16 protein-coding genes and 1 pseudogene are annotated in these 20,870 nt (G+C 62.0%); 6 read left to right on the plus strand and 11 right to left on the minus strand.

The genetic code is table 11. The features are described from left to right. Positions 1–80 precede the first annotated feature (80 nt). The 4 genes from cobW (at position 81) to C4Q26_RS24985 (ending at position 6,587) form a co-directional block, all read left to right on the plus strand. Entirely contained in the window at positions 81–1,148 is a 1,068-nt protein-coding gene (gene cobW, locus C4Q26_RS24970) for a cobalamin biosynthesis protein CobW (RefSeq protein WP_023380813.1), read from the plus strand. Between the two features lie 3 nt (positions 1,149–1,151). Next, complete coding sequence (gene cobN / locus C4Q26_RS24975; protein WP_104883835.1) at positions 1,152–4,913, plus strand: cobaltochelatase subunit CobN; 3,762 nt, start codon at positions 1,152–1,154, stop codon at positions 4,911–4,913. 1 nt (position 4,914) lies between these two features. Continuing rightward, positions 4,915–5,916 (plus strand): ATP-binding protein, encoded by a 1,002-nt coding sequence (locus tag C4Q26_RS24980; RefSeq protein WP_104883836.1) that lies wholly within the window; start codon positions 4,915–4,917, stop codon positions 5,914–5,916. 110 nt (positions 5,917–6,026) lie between these two features. Next, positions 6,027–6,587, plus strand: coding sequence for a VWA domain-containing protein (locus C4Q26_RS24985; protein WP_256583329.1), 561 nt, complete (start codon positions 6,027–6,029; stop codon positions 6,585–6,587). Between the two features lie 112 nt (positions 6,588–6,699). Here the strand turns inward: C4Q26_RS24985 and C4Q26_RS24990 are convergent, their stop codons facing one another. Next, positions 6,700–6,966 (minus strand): hypothetical protein, encoded by a 267-nt coding sequence (locus tag C4Q26_RS24990; RefSeq protein WP_023380809.1) that lies wholly within the window; start codon positions 6,964–6,966, stop codon positions 6,700–6,702. Between the two features lie 344 nt (positions 6,967–7,310). On the opposite strand from C4Q26_RS24990, the gene C4Q26_RS24995 reads away from it, so the two are divergent. After that, on the plus strand, positions 7,311–8,636 hold the full coding sequence (locus tag C4Q26_RS24995; RefSeq protein ID WP_023380808.1) for a sigma-54 dependent transcriptional regulator: 1,326 nt from the start codon (positions 7,311–7,313) through the stop codon (positions 8,634–8,636). Between the two features lie 68 nt (positions 8,637–8,704). Here the strand turns inward: C4Q26_RS24995 and C4Q26_RS25000 are convergent. The 10 genes and pseudogenes from C4Q26_RS25000 to C4Q26_RS25045 form a co-directional block, all read right to left on the minus strand. Beyond that, positions 8,705–10,927: pseudogene (locus C4Q26_RS25000) on the minus strand (LTA synthase family protein). A 103-nt stretch (positions 10,928–11,030) separates the two neighbouring features. Further along, positions 11,031–12,311 carry a hypothetical protein gene (locus C4Q26_RS25005; protein WP_023380806.1) on the minus strand — a complete coding sequence of 427 codons (1,281 nt, stop codon included), beginning with the start codon at positions 12,309–12,311 and terminating at the stop codon, positions 11,031–11,033. A 50-nt stretch (positions 12,312–12,361) separates the two neighbouring features. Beyond that, the gene (locus C4Q26_RS25010; protein ID WP_023380805.1) at positions 12,362–13,108 is read right to left on the minus strand and encodes a hypothetical protein; all 747 of its coding nucleotides are present in this window, start codon (positions 13,106–13,108) and stop codon (positions 12,362–12,364) included. Positions 13,109–13,141: 33 nt separating this feature from the next. After that, on the minus strand, positions 13,142–13,822 hold the full coding sequence (locus tag C4Q26_RS25015; RefSeq protein WP_023380804.1) for a C39 family peptidase: 681 nt from the start codon (positions 13,820–13,822) through the stop codon (positions 13,142–13,144). 68 nt (positions 13,823–13,890) lie between these two features. Further along, positions 13,891–15,426 (minus strand): hypothetical protein, encoded by a 1,536-nt coding sequence (locus C4Q26_RS25020; RefSeq protein WP_023380803.1) that lies wholly within the window; start codon positions 15,424–15,426, stop codon positions 13,891–13,893. Between the two features lie 51 nt (positions 15,427–15,477). Next, entirely contained in the window at positions 15,478–16,050 is a 573-nt protein-coding gene (locus C4Q26_RS25025) for a hypothetical protein (protein ID WP_023380802.1), read from the minus strand. 1 nt (position 16,051) lies between these two features. Then, positions 16,052–16,489: a hypothetical protein gene (locus C4Q26_RS25030; RefSeq protein WP_027907336.1), complete on the minus strand. Its 438-nt coding sequence runs from the start codon at positions 16,487–16,489 to the stop codon at positions 16,052–16,054. Between the two features lie 307 nt (positions 16,490–16,796). Beyond that, positions 16,797–17,324 (minus strand): AAA family ATPase, encoded by a 528-nt coding sequence (locus C4Q26_RS25035; RefSeq protein ID WP_027907337.1) that lies wholly within the window; start codon positions 17,322–17,324, stop codon positions 16,797–16,799. Beyond that, positions 17,321–17,887: a nicotinamide riboside transporter PnuC gene (pnuC, locus tag C4Q26_RS25040; protein WP_027907338.1), complete on the minus strand. Its 567-nt coding sequence runs from the start codon at positions 17,885–17,887 to the stop codon at positions 17,321–17,323. The genes C4Q26_RS25035 and pnuC overlap by 4 nt, the downstream gene beginning before the upstream one ends. 215 nt (positions 17,888–18,102) lie before the next feature. Further along, complete coding sequence (locus C4Q26_RS25045) at positions 18,103–19,737, minus strand: methyl-accepting chemotaxis protein (protein ID WP_023380798.1); 1,635 nt, start codon at positions 19,735–19,737, stop codon at positions 18,103–18,105. 301 nt (positions 19,738–20,038) lie between these two features. On the opposite strand from C4Q26_RS25045, the gene C4Q26_RS25050 reads away from it, so the two are divergent. Continuing rightward, the gene (locus C4Q26_RS25050) at positions 20,039–20,869 is read left to right on the plus strand and encodes an undecaprenyl-diphosphate phosphatase (protein ID WP_104883837.1); all 831 of its coding nucleotides are present in this window, start codon (positions 20,039–20,041) and stop codon (positions 20,867–20,869) included. Position 20,870 lies beyond the last annotated feature (1 nt).

A 20,870-nucleotide genomic window follows, 5' to 3' on the forward strand; every position in this document is an offset into this window, starting at 1 on the left:
GATCCGGTGGCGAACAAGCCCGGCCACTGGCCCGTGGCTCTCGTCCCGCATGCCCGCCATCCTGCCAAGGGCATTGCGACATGAAAACACTGGCCAAGCTACCCGTCACCATCGTCACCGGCTTCCTCGGCTCGGGCAAAACCACGTTGCTCCGGCACATGCTCGACAATGCCCAAGGCCGCCGTATCGCGGTAATCGTCAATGAATTCGGCGAACTGGGCATCGACGGCGAAATTCTCAAGCAGTGCAGCATCGGTTGCACCGAGGAAGAAGCCAGCGGACGCGTCTACGAACTGGCCAATGGCTGCCTGTGCTGCACCGTACAGGAAGAGTTCTTCCCAGTAATGCGCGAATTGGTGGCGCGCCGTGGCGACCTCGACCACATTCTCATTGAAACCAGCGGCCTGGCCCTGCCAAAACCCCTGGTACAGGCCTTCCAGTGGCCGGAAATTCGCAATGCCTGCACTGTGGACGCCGTCATCACCGTGGTCGACAGCCCGGCGGTGGCCGCCGGCACATTCGCAGCCTATCCAGACCAGGTAGACGCCCAGCGCAAGCTCGACCCCAACCTGGACCACGAATCGCCGCTGCACGAACTGTTCGCCGACCAACTGGCCAGTGCCGACCTGGTGGTGCTCAACAAGGCCGACCTGATCGACGCCCAAGGCCTGGCTAAGGTCCGGGCGGAAGTCGCCGAAGAGCTGCCGCCAGCAGTCAAGGTGATCGAAGCCAGCAGCGGTCGTCTGCCACTGGACGTACTACTGGGCGTGGGGGCTGAATCCGAGGCGCATATTGACGGTCGCCGCACCCACCACGATTCGCACCACGATGACGACGACCATGACGATCATGACCACGATGCCTTCGACTCCATCTCCATCGACCTGCCCGAAGCCGATGAAAGCTTGCTGCTCGATGCCCTGACCCAGTTGGTGGTCGAATTCGGCATTCTGCGCGCCAAAGGCTTCGCGGCCATTCCGGGCAAGCCGATGCGCCTGCTGGTGCAGGGCGTGGGCACGCGCTTCGACAAGCATTTCGATCGTGCCTGGCGCGCCGACGAGCCGCGTATCACCCGCCTGGTGCTGATCGGCCAGGAGCTGAACGCCAGTGAACTGGAAGCGCGTCTGCGCAAGGCCCTGGGCGCCTGACCCATGCACCTGCTGCGGACCCAGCCCGGCGGTTTCGTGCCGGACGACAGCATCGCCGACCTCGGCCAGACCCCCGCCGACCTGGTGATCCTCTGCAGCGGCGATTCGCACCTGGCGTTGCTCGCCGACACCGCCGAGCAACTGCCGCCTGGCTTCCCCAGCGTACGTCTGGCCAACCCTATGCAGGTGCAGAACCATGCTTCGGTCGACCTGTATGTCGACCAGGTGCTGCGCCATGCCAAGGTGATCCTGGTCTCGCTGCACGGCGGCGTCGGCTACTGGCGCTATGGCGTCGAACAGCTGGTCGAACTGGCAGCGCGCGGGGTGCAGTTGATTCTGGTGCCCGGCGATGATCGCCCGGACCCCGAACTTACCGGTTTGAGCACGGTGGCCCCCGAGCAGGCGGACCGCCTGTGGCACTACCTGCGCCAGGGCGGCAAGGCCAATGCCGTCAACCTGTTCAACTGCATCGCTAGCCAGTGGCTGGGCTGCGACTACGCCTGGGACGAGCCTCAACCGCTGCCCCGGACCGCCGTCTATCACCCCACCAAGGCCAGTGCGTCAATCCAAGACTGGTATGGCCATTGGCGCCCGGAACAGCCGGTGGCACCGGTGCTGTTTTACCGCTCGCACTTGCAGGCGGCCAATACCGCATTCATCGACGTGTTTTGCAAGCGCTTGCAGAAGGCCGGGCTCAATCCATTGCCCATCGCGGTGGCCAGCCTCAAGGAGAGCGCCTGCCTGGAGCAGGTCGAGGCCTGGCTGGAAGAGGTCGAAGCCGAAGTCCTGATCAACACGACCGGGTTTGCCCTGTCCAGCCCAGAGCGACCCAATTCGCGACCATTCCGGCGCGACATTCCAGTTCTGCAAGCGATCTGCGCCCAGGACAACCAGCCCGGCTGGGATGCAAGCGAGCAGGGCCTGGGCGCCCGCGACCTGGCCATGCATATCGCCTTGCCCGAGCTTGACGGGCGCATCATCACCCGGCCAGTGAGTTTCAAGGATCTGGCCTGGCGCAGCGAGCGTAGCCAGGCGGACGTGGTGTGCTACCGCGCCCATCCCGAGCGCATGGATTTCGTTGCCGAGTTGGCGCGCCGCTGGGTGGAGCTTGCGCGCCTGCCCAATGGCCAGAAACGCATCGCCCTGGTGCTGGCCAACTACCCGACCCGTGACGGGCGCATTGGCAACGGTGTCGGCCTGGATACGCCGGCCGCTGCATTGAATATCCTCAAGGCCCTGCAGGACGAGGGGTATCCGACGAGCGAGCTGCCTGGCAGCGGCACCGCGTTGATCCATCAACTGCTGGGCGGTGTCACCAACGACCTCGACCACGTGGACCAGCGCCCCTGTGCCCAGAGCCTGAGCCTGGCGGATTATCAGGCAGCCTTTGAACGTCTGCCGGATGCCAACCGCCAAGCCGTGCTGGAGCGCTGGGGGCCGCCCGAGCAGGACCCGATGTTCCGCAGTGGCCGCCTGATGGTAGCGGGTCTGCGCTTTGGCCTGACCTTCGTTGGCATCCAGCCCGCACGCGGCTACCAGGTCGATCCCAGCGCCGTCTACCACGACCCCGATCTGGTTCCGCCGCACGGCTACCTGGCGTTCTACTTCTGGATGCGTCATGCCTACGCCGCCGATGCGGTGATCCATGTCGGCAAGCACGGCAACCTCGAATGGCTGCCTGGCAAGGGGGTCGGCCTATCCGCCCAATGTTGGCCCGATGCATTGCTAGGGCCGCTGCCGAACATCTACCCGTTCATCGTCAACGACCCGGGTGAGGGCGCACAGGCAAAGCGCCGTACCCAAGCGGTGATCATCGACCACCTGATGCCGCCACTGACCCGCGCCGAAACCTACGGCCCGCTGCGCCACCTGGAACAACTGGCCGATGAATACTACGAGGCGCAACTGCTTGACCCGCGGCGTGCCCGCGAGCTTCAGCGCGACATACTCGAACTGGTCAAGGTCAACCATATCGACCGCGAACTTCAGCTCGAAGGCCAGCTGGACGACGCAACGGTATGGTTGCCGCGTCTGGATACGTACCTGTGCGACCTCAAGGAGTCGCAGATCCGCGATGGCTTGCATGTGTTCGGCCAATCTCCTGAAGGACGGCTGCGTCTGGATACCTTGCTCGCCTTGCTGCGGGTAGAGCGTGGCGATGGTCGTGGTGGCAACGCCAGCTTGCCGCGAGCCCTGGCCAAGGCGCTGGAATTGGGCTTCGATCCGCTGGACTGCGAGCTCGGTCAACCCTGGCAAGGGCCGCGCCCCGACGTGTTGCAGGCCGTCAGCGGTTCGGCGTGGCGAACCTGTGGCGACACCCGCGAACGCCTCGAACTGATGGCCTTGCAGGTGATCGAGCAAGCCCTGGCCGGCACGCTGCGACTGCCCGAGCAAGCCCCGTGGCAGTCGGTACGTGAGGTGGTGCAGGCGCTGCAGGACGAGGTCGCGCCGAATCTGGATGCTTGTGGGGCGGCCGAAATCGGCAGCCTGCTGGCAGCGCTGGAGGGGCGCTTCGTGCCTGCCGGCCCCAGTGGTGCGCCCAGCCGTGGCCGTCTGGACGTACTGCCCACCGGCCGCAATTTCTACACCGTGGATGTGCGCAACCTGCCCACGACCACGGCTTGGCGCCTGGGCTTCGCTTCGGCCAACCTTGTCTTGGAGCGTCATCTGCAGGACCATGGCGACCATCTGCGCCAATTGGGCCTGTCGGTCTGGGGCACGGCAACCATGCGCACGGGGGGCGACGACATCGCCCAGGCCATGGCATTGATGGGCGTTCGGCCGGTGTGGGCGACCGGTAGCCAGCGGGTCGATGATTTCGAGATATTGCCCCTGAGCCTGCTGGACCGCCCTCGGGTGGACGTGACCTTGCGTGTTTCGGGCTTTTTCCGAGATGCCTTCGGAAACCTGATCCGGCTGTTCGATGCCGCCGTGCAAGCGGTGGCTGCACTGGATGAGCCAGATGACCTTAACCCTCTGGCGGCTCGGGTGCGCAGTGAGCGTGAAGTGCTGATCGCACAAGGCGTCTCGGCCGAGCAGGCCGCCCGTGAAGCGGGTTGGCGGGTTTTCGGTGCCAAGCCAGGCGCCTATGGCGCCGGCGTGCAGAACGCCATCGATGGACGCTTGTGGCAGCAGCGTGAGGACCTGGCCGAGGTCTACCTCAACCACGGTGGTTATGCCTATGGCAGCGCTGACCAGGGCACACCGGCACGCACTCAGTTCGCCCGTCGCCTGAGTCAGGTGCAGGCGGTGTTGCAGAACCAGGACAACCACGAGCACGACGTGCTCGACTCCAACGACTATTACCAATTCCAGGGTGGCATGCTGGCGGCCTCGGAGACGCTGGCCGGTACGACAGTGGCCAGTTATCACGGCGATCACAGCCAGGTCGACCGCCCCCGTATCCGTACCCTGAAGGAAGAGCTGAACCGGGTCATTCGTGCGCGTGCGCTGAACCCCAAGTGGATCGACGGGGTGAAGCGCCACGGTTACAAGGGGGCTTTCGAAATGGCCGCGACGGTCGACAACCTGTTCGCCTTCGATGCCACCACGCACCTGATCGATGACCATCATTACCAGTCCCTGGCCGATGCCTATGTGCTCGACCCGGCGACGCGCGAATTCATGCGCGAGCACAATCCAGAGGCCCTGCGCGATCTGACCGAGCGCTTGCTGGAGGCTCAGCAACGAGGCCTCTGGCAGGCCCCAGGCGATTATCGAGAGGCCCTCGAGGAGCAGTTGCTCGACGGCGAGGAACAGGCTTGAAATGAGTGAACCCGTACAATTTCCCCTGGCGGCCGTGGTTGGCGCCGACGACCTCAAGCTGGCGCTGTGCCTGACGGCCATCGACCCGAGGATTGGCGGCGTACTGATCGAAGGTCCGCGCGGCATGGCCAAGAGCACCTTGGCGCGTGGTTTGGCGGATTTGCTGGGTGAAGGGCCGTTTGTCACCTTGCCTTTGGGCGCCAGTGAAGAGCGGCTGGTCGGTACGCTTGACCTGGACGCGGCGCTGGGCCAGGGCAAGGCGCAGTTTTCCCCAGGAGTGTTGGCCCAGGCTGACGGCGGCGTGTTGTACGTCGATGAAGTCAACCTGCTGCCCGATACCCTGGTGGACTTGCTGCTGGATGTGGCGGCCAGCGGAACCAACCGAGTCGAGCGCGACGGCATTTCTCATCGCCACAGCGCCCGGTTCGTGCTGATTGGCACGATGAACCCGGAAGAGGGCGAGCTGCGCCCGCAACTGCTGGACCGGTTTGGCTTGAATGTGGCTCTTGAAGGGGTGCCTACCCCAGACGCTCGTCAGCACATCATTCGCCGCCGTCTGGCTTTTGACAGCGACCCTCAAGCGTTCTGCGCGCAATGGGCCGCAGCCCAGGCGCAACTGCGTGAACGCTGTCAGGCCGCGCGTCAGCGGCTCGAGCGTATTGCCCTGGGTGACCAGGCTCTGGCCTGGATCACCGAGCGCTGCTTCGCCGCTGGCGTCGATGGCCTGCGTGCCGATCTGGTCTGGCTGCGAGCAGCCCGCGCCCACTGCGCCTGGCGCGGCGCCGAAGTCATTGCAGAGGAAGATGTCGACGCCGTAGCGGAGTTCGCCCTGCGCCACCGCCGTCGGGTCTCGCCCCCCGCCATGCCGCCATCGGCAGCGCCTGAGGGCGGCCAAGGAGAAGGGCAAAGGCAAGGCGGGCAGGGTGATTGGGGCGCCATGGCGCCTCAGCCGGTAGCCACCGGGGCCCGCCGCGAGGTGCCGAACTGGGCAAAAAAGCCCTGAGCATCCGCCCGCCTGACGCCAAGGCGACGGATGCCAGGCCCCGCGTCGGACCGCTCAAGGGCGCCAGCCGGGGGCGTGTTCAGGCGGCTGCCACCGGCCGGGTTGCCTGGTTGCCGACCCTGCTCAAGGGGCGGCCACGCGTGCGCAAGGATCTGTGCTGGCAACAGCGGCGGGCCCAAGAGAACGAATTATGGCTGGTGATCGTCGACGCCTCAGCGTCGACCCGTCGTTACCAGGCGTTGGCACACACCAAAGGGCTGCTGGCAGAGCTGTTCGACCAGGCCTATCGCCAGCGAGCGCGTCTGGCCTTGCTGACCGCCAGCGGAGGTACGCCACAATGGCAGCGCCATGGCCTCAAGGCCTCTGCAGCGTTGCAACCCTGGTTGCAGGCGCTGGGCGCCGGTGGTGGTACCCCCCTGATCGCGGCCTTGGACCAGGCTCGTCAGTGGCTGCTGGCGCGGCGCAAGGCCTGTCCACAGGAGCTGCAGCGCTGCCTGGTGTTCACCGATGGCCGCCTGCAGCGTTGGGGCGCTGTGCAACCACTGGCTTGCGACACCCTGCTGGTGGATATGGAAATGGCGCCAGTACGCCTGGGGCGTGCCAGACAATTGGCCGAAGAACTGCAAGCCGAATACCAGCACCTGCAAAACTTCAAGGTAATGCAAAAGTGACACTTGTCAGCAGGCTGCGACACTGTGCCGCAATAAGGAAAGTTGCCGTGGCAGTAACAGCACATGTTTCACAGGTGCGTGCACTGGCACGCACTTGTGTCACCCGCAGCTATTACTTCGGCATCGACCAAGGTTGCAGGTCATAACCTTTTTCGGAGAGTTCGGCACGCACTTCCTCGATCAGGTTCGCCCATTGCGCTGGGTCGGAATAGATACGCGAGGAAACCTGTTTGCTGCCGATACGGGTGCTGGTCCGGTCGATGACTGCCAGACTCAGCTCGCCCGAACCGTTTGGGGCATCCCAGGCAACGCACTGGAAGGGTTCAAAGGCATGGTCGGCAATCAGCAGTGCTTCGTTGACACGGAGCGGGGCATTCATGGTTCGGTCTCTCTATGGTCCCAAACATCGAAGTGAAGTCCGCGTTGTCGAGTGCTCGCTAAAACATTTCGCGATACGCAGCGCGGGGTTATTCGTACTGATGCTCCAAGTCGGTGTTCAAGTCACATGGCAGTTGTAAATTTTTTGGGGGCGGAGAAATGACTCTCCATTCTACGCCCCGTGTGACGTCATCAACCGGTGAAAATTCCCTTGTCGAATTGTAGCCACTCCCGTTTACAGACAAACGGTAGTGGGCGGCGCCAAGTTCGTTGCTACTGTTAATTCGGGCGTCGCAACTTACTGTTTTCATGTAAAAAACCATAATTTGGCGCCAAGGAAAGGTTATGCACGAGCCTGCATCTCAACGCCGCTTGCTCATTGTCGATCCTTGCGACGATTGCCACCGTCTTTTGCCAGGCCTGAGTGGAGCGGGCTGGGATGTGCATAGCTGTACGCTGGGCGCTGCGCTGGAGTACCCATGCGATGTCGGCTTGCTGCGCCTGCAGGCGTCGCACCTGCGCCACCCCGACGCAGTCAAGGACATGATCAAGCGCAGCAACACCGAATGGATTGCCGTGTTGAGCGCTGAAGAGCTGCGCATGCAGAACGTCGGAGATTTCGTCTGCGAGTGGTTCTTCGATTTCCACACCTTGCCGTTCGATGTGTCCAGGGTTCAAGTTACCTTGGGGCGTGCGTTTGGCATGGCGCGCTTGCGTGGCAAAGGTGCGATGCAGGTGGAGGAGCTTGAGCACGAACTGCTTGGCGACAGCAGACCCATCCGTGAACTGCGCAAGTTGTTGGGCAAACTGGCGCCGACCGAATCGCCGGTGCTGATCCGGGGAGAAAGTGGCACGGGCAAAGAGTTGGTGGCCCGCACGTTGCACCGTCAGTCGCAACGCTTCGATCAACCGTTTATCGCCATTAACTGCGGCGCGATCCCGGAACACCTGATCCAGTCCGAACTGTTCGGTCATGAAAAGGGGGCTTTCACGGGTGCCCACCAGCGCAAGGTCGGGCGAATCGAAGCAGCGCACGGCGGTACGCTCTTTCTCGATGAAATCGGTGACTTGCCGTTGGAGTTGCAAGCCAATTTGCTGCGTTTTCTGCAAGAGAAGCACATCGAACGGGTGGGAGGCAGCCAACCTATCCCCGTTGACGTCAGGGTACTGGCCGCGACCCATGTGGACCTGGAGAAGGCCATCGAACAGGGCCGCTTTCGCGAAGACCTCTATTACCGGCTGAACGTCCTGCAGGTCGTGACTGCGCCCCTGCGCGACCGCCATGGTGACCTGTCGATGCTCGCCAACCACTTTTCGCATTTCTACAGCCTGGAAACTGGGCGCAGACCGCGTTCGTTCAGCGACCATGCGCTGGCTGCGATGGGCCGACACGACTGGCCGGGTAATGTGCGGGAACTGGCCAATCGTGTGAGGCGAGGTTTGGTCCTGGCCGAAGGGCGGCAGATTGAGGCGCAGGACCTTGGTTTGCAGGTAGTGGAGCAACAGGATCAGCCGCTGGGCACGCTGGAGGACTACAAGCACCGCGCGGAACGTCAGGCATTGTGCGATGTGCTCAACCGGCACAGCGATAACCTGAGCATTGCGGCGCGGGTGCTCGGGGTGTCGCGGCCAACCTTCTATCGCCTGCTGCACAAGCATCAGATCAGGTAAGCATTCAGCCGGGCTGACTCAACGTGTGGGGTTGTTCGGAAGCAGCCTGGACACTTTGGCACTGCGTCTCAACTCGACTGCGCAATATGCCCGTCGGCAATTTCCTCGACAGCCTCGTCCTCGCCCGGCAGCGCTGTGATCACACTGAAGTCACTGACCTCCACCTCGCCACCGCCGTACCCCAGCAAATGGAAAGAAAACGCCTTGCGCTCAGTCGGGTTGTCGAAACCGAACTCCATGTCCAGAGGCTGGTCCGCCGTTACCAGCATTTCTTCAGGTAGCCCCAATGGTACATCCCGCTCTAGCTCTTTGGCTTTGAGCTGAATGTAGGCATTGTGCTGCGGGTCGAGGGAGCGGATCTTGACCCGTACCCTGGTGTGCGAGCCCTCCGGCAGTTCCAGATACTGTGCGCCGATCAGGTTATCGGCCCAGTCGTCGTGTATTCGGGCTTGCAGCGGGATGGCGGACGGACCGCCGAACTGGTAGCGAAGGTTCAGCGGTGTCTGCAGCAAGGACTGGTCGAGCACTCCGGCCAGAGCGCTGATCTGCAGCCCGGTAATCGCATCGCCTGGCCCCAGGTACTTGGCTTGGTCGGCAATGAATCCCTCGCTGGCGTATCGCCGGCAGCGCTGCTGGAAGTCGCACTCGGTGAACACGCCCTTGCCGTCATGGTAGCGAAGCATGCCGTTGGTGTAGGCGATCATCTCGCGGCCACTGTCATAGTCGCGAAACAGCGAGCGCCCGCCGAGGGCGGCGGGAATGGGCAGTGCGAAGTAATCGAGCAACGAAGTGGCTAGGTCGATATGCCCATAGGTGCCGCGGTTCACGCGGGGCAATGCGGCTTGCTCGGGGGCGAGGGTGAGGTTGAAACCCCAGGATGATGCCAGGCGGACTCCGTCGATGCCGTGGGACTCATCGGACGTAACCACTACCAGGGTATCCTTGAGGACACCCTGTTGTTCGAGGCTGTCGAGAAACGCGCCAATGGCATCGTCCAGATAGGCCACTGCCGCCTGCTTGGCGGTATCGTACCGCTCCAGGTACTGCTCGGGCGCCGAGTAGGGCTGGTGCGTGCCCACGGTCAGCAGGGTGAGCATCCACGGCTTGTCCTGTTTGCGTAGCTGGCCCACGTAGTCCAGCGCACCCTCGAAGAAGGCCCGGTCATCCTTGCCCCAGGGGAACTCCAGGTAGTTCCCGTTGCGGAACCATTCCTGGCCATTCACCGAGTCAAAGCCAATGTGCGGCATGATCCGGTCCTAGGCCATGAAACGCAGGCCTGCACCCTGCAAGTAATGGGTGGTGAATCCTGCCTGACGCAGCTGCGCCGGCAGGCAAGCCTGATTGCGCTGTTGCTGCGTCAACAGCTCCATGCCCTTGGGAGTGCCGTTGGCGAGCTTGTCGTAGTCACCACAGAGCATGGCGTACAGGCCGCGAATGGTCTGGTGGGTATGCAGCACGTAATCCGGGGTATTCATGCCGCGCTCTGCCCAGTGGCTGAGCTTGGGCATCAGCTCTTCGTCGAAGCGGCTATTCAGGGCCTGGCGATTAGGCCTGATGTAAGCCCCGGGAATACCTTCGAGGGTAATCACCAGCAGGTTGCGCGCCTGGCCGGGCACGCCCAACAGCTTGCGGCCATGCAAGTCGGACTGGGTAAGGCCCGCGCTTGGCAGCGGGGTTACGGGCTGTTGTTCGCCAAACGCATCGAGGGCACGTTGCTGCACGCTGCCGACGCCTGCTGCCAGCAGTTGGTGGGAGAGGTTGTATTGGCGCCATTGGTCGGCGTCCGACGGCGCCAGGTGCTGACCGCTCCAGTGCAGGCCGAACAGCAGCACGGGAATGGCCCAGGCCTTGCGGGGTAAGGGAGTAGCAGGCGAACGGGCCCCGAACGATAGGCTCGCCAGCCACCCCAGCAGGCCCAGCGCCAGTGCCCAGGGTAGCCAGGCATGGGCAAGGCCGCCACCGGTGGAGTTTTCCACGAACTGTGGGTCGGTCAGGTAGCCCAGGTCGGCGGCGGTGGGCAGCCGGCCCACTGCACTCACCAGCTCCGCCGAAGTCACCCAGAACCCGGCCCAGGCCAGAAGCACCGGCAGGGCCAGCCACCAGGGGCGGCGATGCAGTGCCAGCACCAGCAGGCTGCCGATCGCGAGGTCCGACAGGTAACCAAAAGCGTTGGACCAACCCAACATGGCGCGCGCGCCCAGTGGGATCACCAGCACCAAGGTCGCCAGGGCGGCAAGACGGGTGCGAGGGTGGCCTAACAGGTCATTCACGAAAACTTTCCTTATTGCCATTAAAACGTCATGTTTCTGTGCTCGATGATAACAGGCCAAGTTCAGGAAAGCGGTCGGTTACAAGGTTGGTTACCAATTGCCGGGCCGGGCAGGCCCGCACAACTCAGAAGTAGTAAGGGAATTTGAGGCTGAAGGAGAAGTCCGGCGCATCATCGGTCAGCCCGATGGACAGGTTCGGTACGATCGTCAGGTTGTTGGTCGCAGCGAATGTCATGCCAATGTTGAAGTTCGCAGCGTTGTAGTCACTGTTGCTGATCGACTGCCAGTCGCCCCCGTCAGGCTTGATCTTGCTCTTGCTCGAGAACTGGTCGGTTACCGAGAACGACATACTCATCTTCTCGTTGAGGGCAAAGGCGATACCGCCGCCGATCTGCCACGAGTCCCCGAGTTTCACGTCCCCGCCAACCTTGGAATTGACCTGCGGGCTGATGTCGCTGAACGAGTCCTGCATGTTGTAGGTGTACTGCAGGCTGGCGAACAACACGGCCGGGTCGAACGTCTTGACCAGCGAGATGCCGGGCGAGATCGACCAGACACCATTGCCGGTCGGCAGGTCTTCCGGAACCGCCAGGTTGTCGTTGCCAGGGCTCTGGATCAGCTTGATGCCATAGGGGTCCTTGCCGGTGGGTGCCTTGACGCGCAGTGTGGCCACGGCGTCCGGCCAGGTTTCGTCTTCGTCGAGGAACTTGTAGGCGATCCCGAAGTTGACGTCGCCGATGGCCGGGTCGCGGGTCACCGTATCATCGGACGTCACCCCAGCGGCACCGCCTGCGCCGCCTGAGGAGTAGGTGGATTCGCGGTAGACGATCGGGACGTTTATATCGAACTGCCAGCGCTGATCCATGTTGTAGCGGGCTGTCAGGTCCAGGGTCCAGTTGTCCGCCTTGATACGGTCGATGTTGATATTGCCCAGGAAAATCGAATCCAGCGCCAGGAATCCGTTGAGGGTAAGGGCGCGGGTGTCGTAATGGGTATAGGTCAGGCCGGTCTCGACGCTGAACTTGCCGCCACCGAAAAAGCCGCTGGCTTCGTCATACAGGTTGGACACGCTTTGCGCGGGCTCGGAATTGTCCTGCAACGATTGTCCGTAGGAACTGCCTGTGGTACCGGGCGCGCCAGAGGCCACGGTCTGGCTGCCCTTGACCCCTTCGGCAGGCGATTTGGTCAGGCGTTTCGGGGCTGGGGCCTGAGGTGCCTCTTCGACCTGGCGCAGTCGTTGCTCCAGCACCATCAATGCGTTCTGTTGTGCTTCATAGCGCTGTTTCAGCGCGATAAGCTCCTGTTTCAGCGCTTCGACCTCCGGGTCGGCCGCAGCCTGGAGCAGAGTGGCCGGTGCCAGGGTACTCAAACAGACGATAGCTCTTAGCGTCAACAAACGGTGCATGGGTTAGCCGTCCCTTCTGACTGACTGCATTCGATGAGACTGAGCGTAGATCAGTATCCGAGGTTTCGAAGGCCTTTGAGCTGGTCCAGGTTGACATTCATCGTGCCGGCCGTGCGAGCACTGTCTCGCATCACGACATTGAGCGACGTCAGGTTGCTGACCCGGTTGCTGGCACCGAGCAATGTCGTGTTCTGCATCAGTCCACCTTGGCCGATGCGCTGGAAGGTGTTGCCCTGGTTGTTATTGGCAACGATGCTCATCTGAACCCCGGTGCCGGAAGCTGACACGTTCAGCGAACCCGCACCGTTGCTGCCGGTCAGCGAGGAGCCGTCAGCCAGGGCTTGACCTTGGGGGCTGCTGGTTGGGGCCTGGTTGCCCTTGGTCACGTTGATGGCGACATTGTTGTGTGCTGTGTTGAAGTCACCCGCGGCACGTACCACCTGGGTCACGCCTTCGGTGGTGTTCAGGCCGCTGCCGCCGGTGACGGTCCCTGTGCCATTGCTCGTGGGTTGGGAGGTGCCGGTGCCTTTTTCGTCGATCATCGACACATAGAACTGCGGCTTGATGGTCGATTGCTGAATCTGCATCGAAGACGTTGCGCCAATCACCTCGCCATTGGCGTTCTGCCAGGTGCTGGTCATGACGATGCCGAAGCTGACGATCCGTCCCGGCATCACGTAGCGGCCACGCAGGTTGGCCAGCTCCTGATCCTTCAGCTCGATGGGTTTGAATGTCTCTGCCTGGGTCGGCAGGGTAGCGGCCAGGCACATCAAGGCCAGCCAGGTAGAAGTTTTCATGGGGAGCTCCCGGAGCGTCTTGCCCATTGATTGCTAGAAGAAGTCGCTTTGGATAAAGCCAAAGTCCATCAACTCAGCGTCCTGCACCGGCGTGAAGTTACTGATGCGGTTCTTGGCGCTCAGCGGCAACGGTGGGTCGAGCAGGATGTTGTTCTTGTCGTATCCCTGGCCAATGACGGCGAAGATGATGCCGTTCCAGCCCTTGAGAAAGTCCTCTACCTTGAAGCGCTTGTGGCCCAGCACCGGATCGCCGATGTAGACCCAACCACGATCGACCTTCTGCATGACCACGAAATGCTTGTAGCCGCGGATGTCCATCAGCACGACCACTGGAATACGGATGCTGTGCAGGGTATCGGGGGCCACCTTGTAACCACGGGCGCGCATGCCGAGGCTTTCCACGTAGCGCTTCATGTCCAGCATCGAGAAACCTTGGACGCGCACCTGGTCGGGGTCGGCATGGGCCAGCATGCCTTCGATGATCTGCTGCTCGTCGACGTCCAGCCAGTAGGCTTGGCGCAGGATGGTCGCCAGGGCCGCGGCGCCGCAACTGAAGTCGGTTTTCTGTTGCACCAGGTCGGCGAACTTGCGTTCGCGGATGCTCTGGATGGGTTTGTAGATGACCGCGCCTCCCGGCAGGACGGACAACGGCATCTGGGCTGCTTCGATCACACTGGCCATGCACAGCAAAAACGCCAAGGCGATAATGCGCATGTTCGACGCCCCCCTTTGATTTCTTGTTAGAAAGAGGCCCCCCGCAGGGGGCCTCCACGCCGCAGTTGCTACATCGAGGTGTTGGAGATGGCCAGCGAGTTGCTTTGCTGGTTGCCCACACCGGCTGCCACGTTGACGCCCAGGTTGCCGCTGCCACCGTTCACCGAGCCACTGAGGGTTGCGGTGTTGGTCACAGGGTTGGCCCAGCCGGTCGGGGTCAGCACTTGGAACGACACGGTGTTGCTCAGTGCGTACTCGCTAGACTCGCTGTAGCTCTTCGAGATGCTGTCCGAAGATTGCGAGGCTTTCTCGCCGGACTTCTCGAAGGCCGAAGCGTTGGCTTTTTCCCACTCCGAGGCTCTCGCTTTTTCGTACGAAGAATCGCGAGACTTCTCGTAGGAGGTGTCGCGAGATTTGTCGTAAGAAGAGTCGCGGGTCCGGTCATACGAAGAGCTATACGACTTGTCGAACGACGAATCGAAGGACTTGTCGAAGGACGACGCGTGGGTTTTGTCACTCGAGGTATCGACGTCTACGTCGAGGTTAGCGCTGAGCGAGCCGTCGAAGCTTTCGCTGCGGGTCCGGGTGAACGGGCCGAACGACGAGCTGGAGGTTGCATCGGCACTGGCCGAAGCATCCAGCGAGGCGCTGAGCGAAGCACTCGAGGTGGAGCTGGAGCTCGAGTTATGCGAACCACTGGCATTCCAGCTGTTCGAGCCATTGGCAGCCATGTTGTTCGAGCCGCTGGCGCTGCTGCTGCTGGAGCCGCTGGCGTTCATGCTGCTAGAGCCACTGGCGTTGCTGCTGCTGGAGCCGCTGGCGCTGCTGCTCTTCGAACCGCTGGCGCTGCTGCTTTGCGAGCCAGCCACGCTGAAGCTCGAACTGGAGCTCTTGTCGATGTTGGCATCGAACGAGCCGCTGCGCGAGGACGAACCGCTCTTGGAGGTGGTGAAGGTAAGCGTATCCACCCGATAGGTGCGGTCGGCACGGTTGATGACGGTCAGGCCTGGACCGGTCTGCTTGGCAGTGGCAGTGGCAGTGGAGTTACCAATTGGCGCACTGTTGTTGGCAATGGCCATGGTGTTTTTCTGCTGGTTCAGGTCGCCGCCAGCAATGTTGATACCCACGTTACCGCTGCTACCGTCAGCCGAGCCGCTCATGACAGCCGAGCTTTGGGTCGACCAGTTCTTGACGGTGTTGTTGTTGCTGTGTTGATCGACGTTTGCGGTTGCCACGGAGTCGCCGAAGACGAAGCTGTTGTCGATGGCAGAGTTGTCGGACGCGGTGTTGGCGATAGCCGCCGCGTTGTCTTGTTGGTTGCCGTTACCGGCTGCCACGTTGACGCCGACGTTGCCGCTCGCGCCTGCGGCCGAGCTGCTCATTTCTGCTTCGTTGACGGTGCCTTCATTGAGGATGAAGTTGTTGGTGCTTCTTTGGGTGTCGTCAGCTGTGGCAGTAGCGCTGGTGTAGATAGGTTTTGGAGGAGGGTTGTAGTGGCCGTGGTGGCCATGTCCACGCCGATCGTTCTGATCCGCTTGTGCAGCAACAGCCATGACCGCAGCAATTGCGAAAACCAGAGGCTTGAGTGCCATCGAGGGTTTCATGGTGTTTCTCCGTCTTTTTTTTCGGTTAAGTGTTGTTCTTACCTTTTTGGGTCAGTTCGCGACCCGTACGCTCAGGGTGTTTGCCGTCTGGTTTCCCACCCCGGCGCTCTGATTCAACTGAATCACCCCACGGCTACCGGTGAAGGCCTGGTCACCGGTGGTGACCTGGCGATAACCAGGGGAGGTATCGGTTGGATCGGAGCTTTTGATCAGCGCCACGTTCTGCTGCATCAGGACGCTGTCGTCGATACTTTGCGGATGCGCACTGGTGCTGATGCTCAGTGCGTTGGCTTGCTGGGTACTGGCACCTGCGCTCTGGTTGATGCCCAGCGCGCCGCTGCCGTGACTGAAGGCGGTGCCCTGAATGCTGGCTCGGGCATCCATGTTCGGATCGATCACGGATTGAAGGCGTTGTTGGATCTGCGTATTCGCGCTGGCCTGCGGCCCATTGGCAAACGCGCGGGCGTTGACCTGTTGCTGCAGGTCGCCCGCTGCCTGGTTGAGGGAGAAGTTGCCTTGGTACTGCCCGCCGGAGCTGTCGATGGAAGCGTCATTCATCACGGGGGACTGGGCCAAGGCCGATGCACTGCAAAACGCGGCAAGGATGAACAACGTCTGCCTCATCTCATTTGCCTCCGGTCAGGATCTGCAGCGGTGCAAGACCGCGCTGGACGCTCGAATTGACCATGTTGGAGATGCCATTGCCTGCGCCTGTGCCACGGCCAGCGGCCATGTTGGGAAGCTGGTTCTGGTTGCCGATGGCTCCGCCCAGGTTGTTGGTCTGCTGGTTGACCAGCGAAGAAATACCAGTGCCGCTGGTGATGTTGGCGAAGTCGCCATCACTGAGCTCATTGGTCTGCTTGAGGATGTAGGCAGAGGGGTTGGCGTTGGCGGTGGTAGGGTTGGGGTCTGGCGCCAGCGGCGCGCGGATCGCCATTCGGGGTTGGACATCGCGGGTGATCACGATGATTCCGTTGTCGGCCTGGGCCGGTAGACTGAGGCATGAACCCAGTACGCACCCTATCAGCAGGCGGCGGAAAAGGCCTTTATCGAGTTTCTCCACGGTGGCAATTCCTTCTTTCCGTTCGCTGGCCCGTTATCAGCGTTGCGAGGAAGAGAGCAGGAGCTGTGCCGTTTTTGCTTTTCATAGATAATTCAAGGAATTAGCTTCAATAGCTGAATGCTTCATCATTTAGCTGTATCAGCGACGAGACACGGGGCAGGCCAAGAACAGCTTTTTCTGGTTGTGGCCCTGCCCCAAGCGGCTTTGGCGGGGTTGTATCAGCGGCGTAACACTCACCCCGGCATTTGCGGAAAGCGCGCAAGCACGGGAACCATGGCTTGCCTTGGTGTCTCAGGGGCTTAACACATCACGGGGTTGCGAGCAGTTGGCCGACAGCGTCCAATGCGGCGGCGCTGCGGGTTGGCCAGTCGCCGCCGACGACCTGCCAAACTTGTTCGTGGCGTTGCAGCCAGCCGAGGCTGTCGGCAAAAAAACCTTGGCGCTCACTCAGTTGGGGCTGGCAGCGCTGGCCATCGTCCACCCAATCGACACCCTCAGGGTCGAGCAACAGATGCAGGTCGTAGTCGCGCTCCAGCAGGGCCTGCTCGATCCAGGCCGGGCAATCGCCAAACAGTGCCCGGCTCCATAACAGGTTACTGAGCAAGTGGGTATCGAGGATCAACAAACGAGGCTGGCGGGCGCGAGCGTCATCTTCCCACGCCAGTTGCCCGCGGGCGATGGTGGGGATGTCGGCGTAGCAGGTATCGCGGCCCTCCTGGTCGATGAAGTGGCGCACGTATTCCGGCACGACAAGGCCGCCGAAGCGAGCCTGAAGCACTCGACTTAGCCAGCTTTTACCACTGGATTCCGGACCACACAGCACTACGACTTTCATTGCGCCACCAACGCCGGATCACGACGCCACTCCATCCAGCCGCGCACAGCGATGACGGTCAGCACGGCGAAGAATCCAGCAGTGAAGTACAGCTGTTGATGCAGGTATTGACCGACGTACACCACATCGACCACCACCCACAACGGCCAACACTGCAGGCGCTTCTGCGCCATCCATACCTGCGCCACCAAGCTGAAACCGGTCAAGGTGGCGTCCAGCCAGGGCAGGGCAGCATCGGTCCACCGGGCCATCGCCGCGCCCAGCGCCAGGCTCAACACAAGGCCGGCCAACAGGCTGTGACCTACGGCAGGTCCCCCCAGGCGGGACACCTTGCGTGCATCTTCGGCGCGATCCGGGCGCAGCCATTGCCACCAGCCATACAGCTGCAGCGCAGCGTAGGCCACTTGCAGGAGCATGCCCGAGTACAGTTTGACCTCATGGAACAGCCAGGCATAGATCAGCACCATCACCAGGCCAATAGGCCAGCACCAGGCATTTTGTTTGACGGTGAGCCAGACGGCGATTACGCCGAGCACGGCGGCGATGAACTCAAGGCCGGACATCGGCGATCCTTGGAATGGGAGGGGGCGCGATTGTAGCCCGTGGGGGGCGATGAGTGACAAGGCTTTGTGAACCGCTTGGCTGCCGGCTCTGACCGAACAACGAAAGCTCATCGATTCGAAGAAGCTGCGGGGGCGCGGGCGTAGCCTGCGATCGAGGGCATAGCCCTCGCATCAATCCCTGTCGGGGCCGCCTCGCGGCCCTTCGCAGACGCGGTTCAAACCCTGAATTGACGCAGCAGCTGCTCCAGTTCCTCGCTCAAGCGGGCCAGTGCCTCCCCAGCATCGCTCGACTGGCGGGCAGCGTCGGCGGTCTGCTGTGACAAACCGGCAGTATCCAGCACGTTGCGGTTGATTTCCTCGACGACATGCGACTGCTGCAAGGTGGCACTGGCGATGGAGGCATTGAGTGCGGTGAGGTTGTGCAGCGCGTGGCTGATCGCATCCAGGCTGGTGCCGGCTTCTCGGGCCTGCTGAACCGTCTGGCGGGAGGCCTCGCTGCTGGTGTCGATGGCTTTGACCGCGGCATCCGACTGGCCCTGCAAATGCTCGATCATGGTATGGATTTCCGCGGTCGACTGAGCCGTGCGCTGGGCCAGCAGGCGCACTTCGTCGGCAACCACGGCAAAACCACGGCCTTGTTCGCCCGCGCGGGCTGCCTCGATCGCAGCATTCAGGGCCAGCAGGTTGGTCTGCTCGGCGATCGAGCGGATCACATCGAGTACACCGCCGATCTTGCTGCTGTGCCCGGCCAGTTCCCGGATCACCTGCACGGCCTGATCGATGGTCTGTGACAGGCTGTCGATCTGCTGCAGGCTGCCGTGAATCGCTTGCTGGCCATGCTCCACCTGCTGTTGCGCAGCGCGCATCTCGCCGGCCGCTTGCTCGGCGGTCTTGGCCACGTCCTGCACGGCGTAAGTGACTTCGTTCACGGCAGTCGCCACCTGGTCCATCTGCAGCGACTGCTGGGCGCTGCGCTGTTGCGCGGCTCCAGCATTGTCACCGACTTGTCCTGCGGACTGGGCCAAGGCATGGGCGGCACCTTGCAGTTGGCCGACGACCCCCTGCAATTTGCCGTTGAAGCGGTTGAAATGCTCGCCCAGGTGGGTGATCTCGTCACGGCCGTGGGTGTCCAGACGCCGGGTCAGGTCGCTCTCGCCACTGGCAATGTTGCCCATGGCTTGAACGGCTTCCTGCAGTGGGCGGGCAATGCTGCGGGCAATGAGCATCACCACAAGCGCCATCAACAGGGCGATGCCCAGGCCGACCAGGGTGGCGTCGCGCAACTGACGGGCGAATTCGGCCTGCACATCGTCGACGTACACACCCGAACCGATGATCCAGCCCCAAGGCTTGAACAATTGAATGTAGGAGGTCTTGGCCACCGGATCGGTGGCGCCCGGCTTGGGCCAGCGGTAGTTGACCGGGCCTGCGCCCTGGCTGCGGGCGAGGGCGACCATTTCGTTGAAAACGGCGAAACCGTCTGGGTCTCGGATGGCCGAAAGGTCCTGGCCATCGAGTTTGGGGTTGGCCGGGTGCATGATCATTTTCGGCCCCAGGTCGTTGATCCAGAAGTAGTCATTCTGGTCATAGCGCAGCCCACGCACCACTTGCAGGGCCTGCTGTTGGGCCGCCTCGCGGCTGAGGCTTCCGGCAGCCTCCAGCCCCTGGTAGTAGGCCAGCACACCTGCGGCAGTCTGGACCACATGGCGGGTCTTCTCCGCCTTGGCCTGGTAAAGGTCGCCGTGGATCTGGCGCAGCATCAACAAGCCCAGCACTACCAGCATTGCCACGGCCACCAGCAGTATCAGCCACAAGCGGCGGCTGATCGACATCGACCTCAAGGTCTTCATGAAGGTTACTCCCGCGTTTTTCTTGTTATTCAGGTGCATCCAAACACGCTTTGCCGTCGCCCCCCACTCGACTAATGGCTAAGTGCTAGATCCGGGCTACTCTGCCGCTGTTCAGGCAAGCGATCGCAGAGCGTCTCTGTTAGGATTTCGGCCGCCCAAGATGAAACCTTTAGGCAGCGTGAACTTTTCGACTGGCATTGCCACCAACAGTCGCTGTAAAACAGCCGCGCCGCGTGCGGCAAATCACAAGCAAATCAAGAACTAGGGGCCTGCACAGAGCAGTGCTCCACCCGGGGGAACGATGGATTTTTGGACTGCCTTCCAGGCAATCATCTTAGGTGTGGTCGAGGGACTCACGGAGTTTCTGCCGATTTCCAGTACCGGCCACCAGATTATCGTCGCCGACCTGATCGGCTTCGGTGGCGAGCGGGCCATGGCGTTCAACATCATCATCCAGTTGGCGGCGATCCTGGCGGTGGTCTGGGAATTCCGACGCAAGATCCTCGATGTGGTCTTTGGGCTGACCCGCCAGCCCACCGCGCGACGCTTCACCGGTAACCTGCTGCTGGCCTTCCTGCCTGCGGTGGTGCTCGGTGTGTTGTTCGCCGACCTGATTCATGAATACCTGTTCAACCCGATCACCGTGGCTGCTGCGCTGGTGGTCGGTGGGTTCATCATGCTGTGGGCCGAGCGCCGCGACCACCGCGTCGAGGTCGATCACGTCGACGACATGCGCTGGAGCCATGCGCTGAAAATCGGCTTCATCCAGTGCCTGGCCATGATCCCCGGCACTTCCCGCTCCGGTTCGACCATCATCGGCGGCTTGATCTTCGGTCTGTCGCGTAAGGCCGCTACCGAGTTCTCCTTCTTCCTGGCCATGCCCACCATGGTGGGGGCGGCGGTGTATTCAGGCTACAAGTACCGCGATCTGTTCCAGCCCAGCGACTTGCCAGTCTTCGCCATCGGCTTCGTGACTTCGTTCATTTTCGCCATGATCGCCGTGCGAGGCTTGTTGAAGTTCATCGCCAATCACAGCTATGCAGTGTTCGCCTGGTACCGCATTGCCTTTGGCCTGCTGATTCTGGCCACCTGGCAGTTCGGCTGGGTCGACTGGTCGACGGCGCACGGCTGAT

The organism is Pseudomonas sp. SWI44 (genome assembly GCF_002947915.1).
Lineage (GTDB): Bacteria > Pseudomonadota > Gammaproteobacteria > Pseudomonadales > Pseudomonadaceae > Aquipseudomonas > Aquipseudomonas taiwanensis.